Genomic DNA, 12,413 nt, shown 5'->3' with positions numbered 1-12,413 from the left:
TCCTCCCATTTGACCCATTATTGAGACTTATAGTTTCAAAAAAGGCTAGTATATGTTTTTTGGTTTGTATAGAGATTTTTGACAGAAGGTCGCACTTTTGGGCGACTTTGGGGAGGGGAAGTTCTCTATGGAAGCAGATTATATAGTCGTGGGCGCAGGCTCTGCCGGGTGTGTGGTTGCTAACCGATTGAGTGCGAACCCAAAAAATCGCGTGATCCTGCTGGAGGCTGGTGGACGTGATTTAAACCCCTGGATCCACATCCCGGTTGGGTACTTTAAGACGATCCACAATCCAGCTGTCGATTGGTGCTACAAAACTGAAGCTGACCCCGGCCTGAATGGCCGCTCAATCGAGTGGCCTCGTGGCAAAGTGCTGGGCGGATCGTCCTCTTTGAACGGGCTTTTGTATGTGCGCGGCCAAGCGCAGGATTATGAACGCTGGGCCCAGATGGGCAACAAAGGCTGGTCATGGGATGATGTTCTGCCGCTATTCAAGCGCGCCGAAAACAATGAGCGCGGCGCAGATGAATTTCATGGTGATGATGGTCCCTTGTCCGTGTCCAACATGCGGATTGAGCGCCCAATCACAGATGCATGGGTCAAGGCCGCACAGGCGGCGGGCTATCCGTTCAACCCTGACTACAATGGCGCCAGCCAAGAGGGCGTGGGCTTTTTCCAACTGACCGCGCGCAATGGACGGCGGTGTTCGGCGGCGGTGGCCTATCTGAACCCGGCGCGCAAGCGATCCAACCTGCGCATTATCACTCATGCGCAGGTGGACCGCATCACGCTAGAGGGCGGCCGTTGCACAGGCGTCGAATATACGGATCGCGGCGGCGTCGTGCATCACGTCACAGCCGCGCGCGAAGTGATCCTATCCGGAGGCGCGATCAATTCGCCCCAGCTTCTGATGCTGTCGGGCATTGGTGAAGCTGCCCAACTGGCTGAACACGGGATTGAAGTGCAGGCCGACCTGCCCGGCGTTGGCAAGAACATGCAAGACCACCTACAGGCGCGGCTGGTTTACAAATGCAATGAACCGACCCTGAATGATGAGGTACGCTCGCTTTGGGGGCAGGCCAAAATCGGGCTGCGCTATGTCACCAGTCGCACAGGGCCAATGACGATGGCCGCCAGCCTTGCGACCGGGTTTCTCAAAACCCGCGAAACGGTCGAGACCCCCGACATCCAATTCCATGTCCAACCCCTATCCGCCGAGAACCCCGGCAAGGGCGCGGATCCGTTTTCGGCCTTTACGATGTCGGTGTGCCAACTGCGCCCCGAGTCGAAGGGTGAGATCCGGCTCAAATCGCGCAATCCGCGTGCATATCCTGCGATCATCCCCAATTACCTCAGCACGAAAACCGATTGTGATACTGTGGTTGGGGGCGTCAACATCGCCCGTCGCATCGCGCGGCACGCCCCCCTAAGCGAAAAGATATCGCAAGAGTTTCGGCCCAATGCCGACCTACCGATGGATGATTACGAGGCGACGCTCGACTGGGCGCGCTCAAACACGGCGTCGATCTATCACCCCACGGGCACCTGCAAGATGGGTTCCGACAAAACGGCGGTGGTTGATGCGGCCCTGCGCGTCCACGGCATCCAAGGGCTGCGGGTGGCGGATTGCTCGATCATGCCGGAAATCGTGTCGGGCAACACCAATGCGCCCGCAATCATGATTGGTGAAAAATGCGCCGATCTGATCCTGTCGGAAGCAAACTGACCGGTTATTCGCGCAAGATCGCCTCAATCTGGGGGCCAAGCTCCATCTGGAGGGCCTGAATATTCGGGGCCATCTGCTGCATCGTGGACTGCATCAAAACCGGCATTTTAGCCATGATCTCAGCCCCATGTTCGGATTGGTAGAAGGCGATCAACGCCTCTAGCTCGGCGGCTGAAAACGTCGCAGCCGAGCCAGAAATCATCAACTCAACCATACGCGGGCGCAGGCTTTCCATGGATTTCGCCATCGTCTCACCCAGCCGGGTTGCCTGATCTTGGGTGACCTGCATACCCGGGGGCAATTGTGCCAAGACCCCACCCGCAAGGGCTTCGGGCGCGAAAATATCATCCATCATTTTTTGCACAGTCGGCAGCTCAACATACTGCTGTGCTAAAGCCCGGTTGTCTTGTGCCGCTGCGGGCAAAGCCATCAGCACACATGCGACGGCCAAGGGAAAACGCTTCATGAAATATCCTTTTTCGGTATCAAACCGAGCCTCAATTGCCCTCAGCCCGCCAGTGTTTCAACGATATGTGCCCCAATCGGCAACGCAGACGTGGCCGCAGGGGACGGCGCGTTGCACACATGTAGCATCCGCGCGGTCCGCTTGAGCAAAAAGTCATGCACCAACGTACCATCACGCGCGACAGCCTGCGCCCGAATGCCTGCGGGATAGGGGTGCAAATCCTCTAGCTCCAACCCCGGCGCATAGCGCTGGCACAGTTTAAGGTACCGACGTCGGCTAAGCGAATTGCGCATTTCCCCCACCCCGTGGCTCAGATTTTTGGCCATCACGCGCCAAAAACCGGCGTAGCCCGCCATCGCAGCCATGTCGCGCAGCGAAACGTCCGTCTTGGTGTAACCCTCACGGGACAGCCCCAGCACCGCGTTCGGTCCCACTGTCACGTAGCCACCGATCATCCGCGTCAGATGCACGCCCAAAAACGGAACCGACGGATCAGGCACCGGGTAAATTAGGCTGCGCACGATGTCGTCATGGCGCGGGGCGAGCCGAAAATATTCACCGCGAAACGGTACAATTGCAAAATCCGCCTCAAGGCCCGCCATGCGCGCCAAACGGTCCGCTTGCAGCCCACCGCACACGACCAATTGCCGGGTTTGATAGGTGGCTGCCTCCGTTTCAACGGTAACCCCATCGGCACGCTCAGCAATGGCGCGCACGGTCTGGCCAAGATGCAAATCGCCACCCTGCGCGGTGATTTCCCGCCCCATCGCAACCGTAATTGCGGGATAATTCGCAATGCCCGTCACCGAAACGAACAAGGCTCCAACACCGCGTACATTAGGCTCTCGCTCCGACAATTCTTCTGCGCCAAGGCGCGCGATCTGAAGCCCGTTTTGTGTGGCACGATCGTACAGATCGGCCATCCGGCCCAGTTCACTATGTTCTGTGGCGACAATCATCTTGCCGCATTGTTCAACCGGAATGTTGTGCACCCGCGAAAACGCGAGGGTCGCATCTACGCCAGCCCGACAAAACCGCGCCTTCATACTGCCCGGCGCATAATAAACGCCTGCGTGAATAACCCCGCTGTTGTGCCCGGTCTGATGGGCCGCCAAATCGGGCTCTTTCTCGATCAAACCAATGCGTGCGTCGGGGTATGCTTGGCCCAATTGCATCGCTGTAGAGGCACCGACAATACCCCCGCCAATCACAAGATAATCGTACATCTGGCTCATTCTGCGCCCAGTCCCTCAACTGCCCCACGAAAGGCTAGCGCCGCCCGGCCCCAGATGTCCACATCCAGCGCGTCTAGCCCCATAAGGACAGGTAAAAGCTGCGCTGCGAAATCCTCAGAGGATTCGAGCGGCAGCATAGAGGGTAGGTTGTCAATGGCTGTGACATCCAATGTCGGGGTATCGTGCACGCGGAGTGCAGGCGCCTCCCACGTGGTGACGCGGTCATAGACCTTGATCGGGGAAAACGCGCTGTCGGGGTCGCAAGCGATATCGCCTATAACCGATAATTGCCGCGCTGTGTTCCCTGCGTCGAGGGGCACAAAGACCGGCGTGCCGGGCCGCGCAAGAATACAATTTAGGAAAATGTCATGGGCCAAAATTTCTGGGAAGGGGCCACCATGGGCGGTCTCATCCATATCCCATTTGGTCACGGCAACGCCCATTGCAGCGCACAAATCTGCAGCCCCTGTGCCCACACGCCCCAAAGCCCCGATGATCAGGGCGGTGGGCAACGCCGCGTTGATCGCCGCCAAGTCCGCGCGCAATGCAGTCCGCATTTCATCGGCGGTGGCATAGGCACACACTGGTCCGCACAGACCGCCACGCTGCTGTGCTGCCCAGCACATCAAGGCGACGGCTGCCCCTGCATATCCTGCCCAATACCCAAATGCGGCAACCCTACGGCCTTGGGTATCAACCAAATATTCAAGGTCAAAAAGCGTGCCGCCACCTGCGCGAAACCGCTCCAAAAGGACCTGCCCAGAAGGCTGCCCTTTGTAGGCATGACCGAACATGATGTGGCGATGGATCAGGGGTGTGCCATCCTCGGGCAATTCCTTGAGGCCAAAGATAATCGCATCCTTGGGCGCACCGGTCCAAGCCCCCTCGGGCGCGATGGCACACCCTGCGGCGCGGTAGCCGTCAGCGGAGATTATCCGTGTCGGGCTTTGCTCAACCGTGACTTGAAAACCGTGCGCAATCAGCGCGGCACAGCCCTTGGGCGTGATGCCAACGCGTTGCTCATGTGCGCGGCTCTCAGCGCGTACCCATAAATGTACCATATGATCCCCTCCCCCAAGGCGTCCGCCTTTTACAAAGGCGATCCGTTGCAGCCGTCGTTTAGTAGTGCGTGCGCGCCGAGCGCCGTTCAGGCGTATCCAGGTGCGGCGTCGCCCCATATTCAGCGACATAGAACGTATCATGCAACCGCTCGACCCGGTGCAGCGATGTGTTCGCAGTTTGCACAATCATCTTCATGTGGCCACGGTGGCTAAGGTCCAGCACATGGCGCAACACCATAGCGATCACACCTGTGGATGTGACCACAAGGCTCCGCCCACCCAGTTGCGCGGCATCCTCCAACGCAGCCGTCACGCGGGCATCAAAGTTGGCATAGGTTTCCGGTACATTGTCCAAACCATCAGCCTTCCAATGGGAAAACACTTCATCAACATGTGCGATAAAGCCGCCTGTGTCGCCAGGATGGGGCGCGCCTGTTTTACGTTCAAGGGCCTCTGATAGCGCGAAATAGCTGAGCTCATTCCAGCGCGCGTCCACTTGGGGGCTATCGAACCCGATGCCCGCGGCCGTTTCACGATGCCGCCGCATGTCGCCGCAAATCACATTGTCAAAATGCCCATTCGTGGCGGACAGATGCTCTCCCAACCAGCGCGCCTGCTGATGACCAAGGTCCGACAACCTATCGTAACTCACTTCATCTTTCGCCGCCGAATTCGCCTGCCCGTGGCGCACCAACACGATTTCTGCCATCTTTTTCTGCCCTCATTTGGCTCCCATAGGGTCATGCCGTTTCTTATCGGAAAAGCCAATGGCCGATAGGTGCAGCACAGGGCGTAAACGGACGATGGCGCGTCGCGGATGTCCTTTTGCGGAAGTGAAAAAATGGGCTAGAGTTTCACCGAATGCGACCGGGAGAGCGCTAGACATGACCGACACCATCCGTTTCACGCTTGACGGCGAACAGATCGAGGCACCCGCTGGGCTAACGATTTGGGAGGTCGCGAATGGCCGTGGCCTTGTGATACCGCATCTGTGCCACAAACCCGCGCCGGGCTACCGACCCGACGGCAACTGTCGCGCCTGTATGGTCGAAATCGAGGGTGAGCGGACCTTGGCTGCATCCTGCATCCGCGAACCCGCCGAGGGGATGGTCGTAAACACCGCCTCCGCGCGCCCGGTTGCGGCACGCAAAATGGTCATGGAAATGCTTGTGGCCGACCAGCCCGAGCGTGACGTGGCCCACGATAAATCCAGTCACCTTTGGGACATGGCCGAGGCGAACGGTGTGACCCACAGCCGCCTGCCCACCCTAGAAGCTGAACGTATTCCCCTGCTCGACGACACCCATGTCGCGATGTCCGTCAACTTGGACGCCTGTATTCAATGTGGTCTGTGCGTGCGCGCCTGCCGCGAGGTGCAGGTGAACGACGTGATAGGCATGGCGGGTCGTGGGCACGACAGCTATCCGACGTTCGATTTTGCCGACCCCATGGGCGAAAGCTCCTGTGTGGCGTGTGGTGAATGCGTGCAAGCTTGCCCCACAGGCGCGTTGATGCCGGCCACGGTGGTAGACGCGGAACAGGTAGGCGACAGCAAGGATTATGACGAAGAAGTTAAAAGCGTTTGCCCCTTCTGCGGCGTCGGCTGTCAGGTTTCGCTCAAGGTCAAAGACGGCCGCGTAAAGTTTGTGGAGGGCATCGATGGTCCCGCGAACGAGGGGCGTTTGTGCGTCAAGGGACGGTTTGGCTTTGACTACATTCATCACGATCATCGCCTGACCAAACCGCTGATCCGTCGCGATGACGCCCCCGCCAAAGGGCTGAACGTTGATCCCGCCAACTGGCAAACGCACTTCCGCGAAGCCACGTGGGACGAGGCGCTAGAAGCTGCAAGTGCAGGCCTCAAAGGACGCGGACGCGACGTTGCGGGCTTTGGCTCCGCCAAGTGCACCAACGAAGAAGCCTATTTGTTCCAAAAGTTTATCCGCCAAGGGTTTGGTCACAATAACGTCGATCACTGCACCCGGTTGTGCCACGCATCATCGGTTGCGGCCTTGCTAGAAAACGTGGGTTCGGGCGCGGTAACGGCCACCTTCAATGAGATTGAAAACGCCGATGTCGCCATCGTTATCGGTGCCAACCCGATCGAAAACCACCCCGTTGCGGCGACGTACTTCAAGCAGTTCACCAAGCGTGGTGGCAAGCTGATCGTGATGGACCCACGGGGGCAAGCGCTCAAACGGTTTGCCAGCCACATGCTGCAGTTCCGTCCAGGAGCTGATGTCTCGATGCTCAACGCGATCATGCACGTGATCGTCGAAGAAAAGCTTTACGATCAACAATACATCGACGCCTACACCGAAAACTGGGAGGCTGAGAAAGCGCACCTTGCAGGGTTCGCCCCCGAAGCGATGGAGGCGATCTGCGGCATCGATGCCGAAACCCTGCGCGACGTGGCCCGCACATTCGCAGGCGCCAAGGCCGCGATGATTTTCTGGGGCATGGGCGTCAGCCAACACATCCATGGCACAGACAACTCTAGGTGCTTGATTTCGCTTGCGCTTATGACCGGCCAAGTGGGGCGCCCCGGCTCTGGCCTGCACCCGCTGCGCGGACAAAACAACGTGCAGGGCGCATCTGATGCGGGTCTGATCCCGATGTTCCTGCCCGATTATCAGACCGTCACCGATGATGGTGTGCGCGGCGCATTTACCGAAGTTTGGGGCAGTGCTGATTTCTCGGCCGAAAAGGGTCTGACGGTCACGGAAATCGTGGATGCCATCCATGCCGACCAGATCAAAGCAATGTATATCTTGGGCGAGAACCCCGCGATGTCAGACCCCGACGTTGACCACGCGCGTGCAGCACTCGCCAAGCTGGATCACCTTGTGGTGCAGGATATTTTCATAACGGAAACAGCGAACTACGCTGATGTGATCTTGCCAGCCTCTGCCTTTGCTGAAAAATCTGGCACCGTCACCAACACCAACCGACAGGTCCAAATGGGCCGTCCTGCCGTGACGCCACCCGGCGAAGCCCGAGAGGATTGGTGGATCACCACAGAGCTTGCAAAGCGTTGCGGGCTGGACTGGACCTACACCCACCCAAGCGAGGTTTTCGCCGAGATGAAGGGCTTTATGAAGTCCCTTAACAACATCACGTGGGATCGGCTTGAGGGCGAGAATGCGGTTACCTATCCGTCACTCTCACCCACGGACCCCGGCCAAGCCATTGTTTTCTCGGACGGGTTTCCACGGCCCGAAGGACGCGCCCGGTTTACGCCCGCAGATGTGATCCCACCCGCCGAAGCGCCCGATGCGGATTACCCTATGATCCTTACCACCGGTCGTCAGCTTGAGCATTGGCACACCGGTTCTATGACCCGGCGGTCAAGTGTTTTGGACGCGGTTGAGCCCGAAGCAAACGCTTCGCTGCACCCGTCAACCCTTCGAAAACTCGGGGTAAACCCCGGTGAGATGGTTCAACTGACCACGCGCCGCGGGTCCGTGACAATCATGGCGCGCGCGGACCGCGCCGTCGCCCCAGACATGGTGTTCCTGCCCTTTGCCTATGTTGAGGCGGCAGCAAACCTACTGACAAACTCTGCGGTCGATCCATACGGCAAAATCCCTGAGTTCAAGTTCAGCGCGGTACGCGCCGAAAAACCCGCTGCCATCGCAGCCGAATAAGTTAATGGGCAATTCGCTCGTTAATCCATAAACCCAAAACAAAATGCCGCCCATGACATCATGGGCGGCATTTTGTTTACTATAAAAGCAGGCGCCTCGCACGAGACGCCCACCAAAGCCCCTACATCAGGTCGCGTACATCCGTCAGACGACCCGTAATCGCAGCAGCCGCGGCCATTGCAGGCGACATCAAATGCGTGCGCCCACCCCGGCCCTGACGACCCTCAAAGTTACGGTTGGATGTCGCGGCACACCGCTCACCCGGCGCCAATTGGTCGGGGTTCATTGCCAGACACATCGAACAGCCCGCAAGGCGCCATTCAAAACCGGCCTCCTTAAAGATATCCGCCAAGCCTTCTTCCTCAGCCTGCGCACGCACAAGGCCCGAGCCCGGAACGACCATCGCGCGGATACCGTCTTTCTTCTTTTTGCCCTTTAGGATCGCGGCAGCAGCGCGCAGATCCTCAATCCGGCCATTGGTGCACGAACCGATAAAGACCGTATCGATGGCAACCTCTGCCAGCGGCGTGCCCGCAGTCAGACCCATGTAATCGAGCGAGCGTTGCGCCGCATCGACCTTGCCGCCTTTGAAATCAGACGCCGATGGCACCGCGGCCGTGATGGGCAGAACATCCTCGGGCGAAGTGCCCCAAGTGACGGTCGGCGCAATGTCTTCGCCCCGGATCGTCAGGACCTTGTCCCACGCCGCATCATCGTCGGAATACAGCGTTTTCCACCAATTCATCGCAGCTTCCCACTGGGCACCTTTGGGCGCATGTGGGCGGCCTTCGACGTAGGCATATGTGGTTTCATCCGGTGCGATGAGGCCCGCGCGCGCGCCGCCCTCAATGGCCATGTTACAGATGGTCATACGACCTTCCATGGACAGATCGCGGATCGCTTCACCACAGTATTCAATCACATAGCCGGTGCCGCCTGCGGTTCCGGTCTCACCGATGATGGTCAGAACAATGTCCTTGGCGGTCACACCTGGCGCAAGTTTGCCAGTAATCTCGACCTTCATGTTTTTGGATTTCTTCTGGATCAGCGTTTGCGTGGCCAGAACGTGCTCAACCTCGGACGTGCCGATGCCGTGGGCCAACGCGCCAAACGCGCCGTGGGTCGCAGTGTGGCTGTCGCCGCACACAACGGTCATGCCGGGCAAGGTCCAGCCCTGCTCGGGGCCAACGATGTGCACGATACCCTGACGCACGTCAGACACGGGATAATAGTGAATGCCAAAATCCTTGGCGTTTTTGTCGAGGGCCGCAACCTGAATGGCCGAATCTTCGGTCATATTGGCGGGGTCTTCACGACCGGGGGTCGTGGGAACGTTATGATCCGGCACCGCGATGGTTTTTTCTGGCGCGCGCACTTTGCGTCCCGTCAGGCGCAGGCCTTCGAACGCCTGCGGCGAGGTCACTTCGTGCACAAGGTGGCGGTCGATATACAGCAGGCTGGTGCCGTCTTCGGCTTCGTGCGCAAGGTGCGCATCCCAGATTTTGTCATAGAGCGTTTTGGGGGACATGATGGGGTCCTCTCCCGTGATGTTGTTGGTGAGCGTCTGTGGTCTGTTCAGGGGTGGGCGGGTCAGCCGAGGCGCGCGCGCACGCTCATGGAGGCGCCGTAAAAGCGTTCACGCAGGCGGGCGCGATCTTCCATGAGAATAAAGCTCGTCATAACGCTGAGATACAACCGGATTGCGCCCTTCGCAAGGGACGCGTTTCACACCGCGCGCGCACGCCTCAGATCGGGCGCGCACTCCTGATAAACCATACCCCTTGCCGCGCGCGCATCGCTGGCGCACTCTGCTGATATGGCAAATCACGAAAGCCCACCAACCGACACCACGACACTACAGCTCGCCAGCGACACCGCGCAGATGATCCTGCGGCAGGCGGAGCTGTTTGCGTCTGGGCTTTTGCGCCCCTCAAGCCTGACGCAAATCGTAATCCTTGTGGTTTTGTTCATGGTTGCCGAGAGCGCGCGCAGAGTGTTGACCCCAAGGTTAGAGGCATGGGTCCGCACCCGTGAAGGGATGCCAAAGTGGCAATTGCGCTGGTTGGTGGTGGTCCGCAACCGGCTACGAGGGATCGTGTTTGTCCTTCTTGCATGGGGCGCGCTGGCCATCATGCAGGAGATGTTCCGTTTTCCTTCACGCTACTATCTCATTGCGATTGCCGCCAATCTGGCCACCGCTTGGCTGATTGTGGCCTTTGCCACGCGGCTTATCAAAAACAACGTTTTGCGCCGCTTTGTAAATTGGGCCGCGTGGATATGGATCACGCTGCGCCTGTTACAATTGGATGACGACACACAGGTCGTACTAGACAGCGCCCGCATTGGCATGGGCGATAGCTCCATCAGCTTGTGGCAAATCCTGCAAGGCGCGGCCCTTTTGGCGGTACTTGTGATGGGCGCGCGTTTTATCACCCGCACCACCGCAGAACGGCTGCAAACCAATGAGGACATGTCCCCTTCGATGCGGGTTCTGGCCATCAAGGTCATCCAAGTCGTGTTTTATGGGGCCGCGATCTTTATTGGCTTGGGGGCTGTCGGCATCGACCTAACCGGGCTTGCGGTCTTGTCGGGGGCCATCGGCGTGGGGCTGGGGTTCGGCCTGCAAAAGGTCGTGTCCAACCTTGTGTCCGGCGTGATTATCCTGCTCGACAAGTCGATCAAGCCCGGCGACGTGATCTCGCTTGGGGATACTTTCGGCTGGATCCAGACTCTGGGCGCGCGCTACGCTAGCGTGGTGACCCGCGACGGCAAGGAATACCTGATCCCGAATGAAGACCTAATCACAGGCCAAGTGGTCAACTGGTCCCACTCCAATGAATTTGTCCGCCTCGATATCCACTTTGGCACAGCCTACAACGACGACCCCCATCTGGTGCGCAAAGTCGCGATTGAAGCCGCGCAAGGCGTTGAACGTGTCCTCAGCCACCGCCCGCCTGTGTGTCACATCGTGGGATTTGGCGACAGTTCAGTAGACTACATATTACGGTTCTGGATCAAAGACCCCACCGGCGGGCTGACCAACATTCGCGGTAACGTCTTCTTGGCTTTGTGGGATGCCTTCCGAGAACATGGCATTTCTATCCCCTTCCCGCAGCGCGAGGTCACGATGCTGAACCCCACGCAGCAGGACGCGGATCAACCGACACCCTAACGATCACCATGGCAATTCGCGCCCTTCGCAGCAGCCCTGGCCCATGGGGGCTGGACATTCCGCCCATCACAGGGCATCAGGCCGCTTCCGCACGACTGCGGATATCATTGTTTTGCGGCTCAACCTTTGGTAGCCTGCGGACAGGACGCGCGAGAGGCGCACCATTTTTTGGAGGATCAGACCCTGTCTGCTCAGACCCCGGGCGCCACGACAGCGCCACACGCAACCAGCGATACGGCCGCTTCGGACGCTACGCTTGCCCTTATCCTGACATCGCTGGAGGCCGAAAAGGCCGAAGATATCGTGCAGATTGACCTGCGCGGCAAAACCTCGATGGCGGACCACATGGTGGTTTGCTCGGGCCGCTCGACACGTCAGGTCAGCGCCCTATCGGAAAAGCTGGCCGAAGTTCTTAAGGTCCAGCTGGGCCGGAGCTGCAAAATCGAAGGCAAAGGCGCCGGTGATTGGGTCCTGCTCGACGCAGGTGACGTGATCGTCCACGTGTTCCGCCCCGAAGTGCGCGAATTCTACCAACTGGAAAAGATGTGGCAAGCCAGCCCGTCTGACCCCGCTTCCGCGAGCGCTGCGAAGGTCTGATGCGCCTTCACCTGTGCGTTGTGGGCCGGCTCCGCAAAGGGCCAGAAAAAGCACTAATCGACGATTATCTGACCCGGTTTGACCGTACGGGGCGCAGCCTAGGGCTGGGCCCCGCGCGCGTTGTTGAGGTTGAGGATAAACGCGGCGGCGGTATGGCCGCAGAGGCAGATTTGCTGCGCCGCGCGCTGCCGACTGGGGCTGCACTTTGGTGTCTGGATGAACGCGGCGAAGTCATGACCTCACCTTCGTTTGCCGACCGACTGGGACGTGTACGCGATCAGGGCCGGGGGGATCTGGCCTTTGTGATTGGCGGCGCAGACGGCATTGATCCAAGCCTGCGGGCACAGGCGGACATGACAATCAGCTTTGGCGCGATGGTCTGGCCGCATATGCTGGTCCGGGTCATGTTGGCCGAACAGATGTACCGCGCCGCAAGCATTTTGGCAGGCAGCCCCTACCACCGGGTCTGAACCGCGCCTGCGCCGGGACTTGTCCCGCAGCGGCCCTTG

Annotated in this window: 10 protein-coding genes; 5 read left to right on the top strand and 5 right to left on the bottom strand. The window is 59.1% G+C overall.

Annotated features, from left to right (window positions below; genetic code table 11):
* The first annotated feature begins 127 nt into the window (after nucleotides 1–127).
* On the top strand, nucleotides 128–1,726 hold the full coding sequence (locus AC4GMC_RS06525) for a GMC family oxidoreductase (protein ID WP_487878022.1): 1,599 nt from the start codon (nucleotides 128–130) through the stop codon (nucleotides 1,724–1,726).
* 4 nt (nucleotides 1,727–1,730) lie between these two features.
* Here the strand turns inward: AC4GMC_RS06525 and AC4GMC_RS06520 are convergent, their stop codons facing one another.
* From AC4GMC_RS06520 to AC4GMC_RS06505, 4 genes are read right to left on the bottom strand one after another with little or no spacing between them, the layout of a single operon-like run.
* Entirely contained in the window at nucleotides 1,731–2,192 is a 462-nt protein-coding gene (locus AC4GMC_RS06520) for a DUF2059 domain-containing protein (RefSeq protein WP_487878021.1), read from the bottom strand.
* A 41-nt stretch (nucleotides 2,193–2,233) separates the two neighbouring features.
* On the bottom strand, nucleotides 2,234–3,427 hold the full coding sequence (gene lhgO / locus AC4GMC_RS06515; RefSeq protein WP_487878020.1) for an L-2-hydroxyglutarate oxidase: 1,194 nt from the start codon (nucleotides 3,425–3,427) through the stop codon (nucleotides 2,234–2,236).
* Nucleotides 3,424–4,488, bottom strand: coding sequence for a saccharopine dehydrogenase (locus tag AC4GMC_RS06510; protein WP_487878019.1), 1,065 nt, complete (start codon nucleotides 4,486–4,488; stop codon nucleotides 3,424–3,426). Before AC4GMC_RS06510 ends, lhgO begins: the two co-directional genes overlap by 4 nt.
* Nucleotides 4,489–4,546: 58 nt before the next feature.
* A complete protein-coding gene (locus AC4GMC_RS06505) occupies nucleotides 4,547–5,197 on the bottom strand; it encodes a histidine phosphatase family protein (RefSeq protein WP_487878018.1) in 651 nt (216 codons plus the stop codon).
* 175 nt (nucleotides 5,198–5,372) lie between these two features.
* Between AC4GMC_RS06505 and fdhF the strand changes: the two genes are divergently transcribed.
* Nucleotides 5,373–8,135, top strand: a complete 2,763-nt coding sequence (fdhF, locus tag AC4GMC_RS06500) for a formate dehydrogenase subunit alpha (RefSeq protein WP_487878882.1) — start codon at nucleotides 5,373–5,375, stop codon at nucleotides 8,133–8,135.
* Nucleotides 8,136–8,256: 121 nt separating this feature from the next.
* On the opposite strand, the gene leuC is transcribed toward fdhF, so the two are convergent.
* Complete coding sequence (leuC, locus tag AC4GMC_RS06495; protein ID WP_487878881.1) at nucleotides 8,257–9,663, bottom strand: 3-isopropylmalate dehydratase large subunit; 1,407 nt, start codon at nucleotides 9,661–9,663, stop codon at nucleotides 8,257–8,259.
* A gap of 288 nt (nucleotides 9,664–9,951) precedes the next feature.
* Here leuC and AC4GMC_RS06490 point away from each other — a divergent pair, with 288 nt between their 5' ends.
* The 3 genes from AC4GMC_RS06490 to rlmH all read left to right on the top strand — a co-directional run bounded on the left by AC4GMC_RS06490 (nucleotide 9,952) and on the right by rlmH (nucleotide 12,374).
* On the top strand, nucleotides 9,952–11,307 hold the full coding sequence (locus tag AC4GMC_RS06490; protein WP_487878880.1) for a mechanosensitive ion channel family protein: 1,356 nt from the start codon (nucleotides 9,952–9,954) through the stop codon (nucleotides 11,305–11,307).
* 168 nt (nucleotides 11,308–11,475) lie between these two features.
* On the top strand, nucleotides 11,476–11,904 hold the full coding sequence (rsfS, locus tag AC4GMC_RS06485) for a ribosome silencing factor (protein WP_487878879.1): 429 nt from the start codon (nucleotides 11,476–11,478) through the stop codon (nucleotides 11,902–11,904).
* Nucleotides 11,904–12,374, top strand: a complete 471-nt coding sequence (gene rlmH / locus AC4GMC_RS06480; RefSeq protein WP_487878718.1) for a 23S rRNA (pseudouridine(1915)-N(3))-methyltransferase RlmH — start codon at nucleotides 11,904–11,906, stop codon at nucleotides 12,372–12,374. Before rsfS ends, rlmH begins: the two co-directional genes overlap by 1 nt.
* Nucleotides 12,375–12,413: the final 39 nt, after the last annotated feature.

Source organism: Thalassobacter sp. (assembly GCF_982993085.1).
This window is presented reverse-complemented; position numbering and strand designations above follow the sequence as displayed.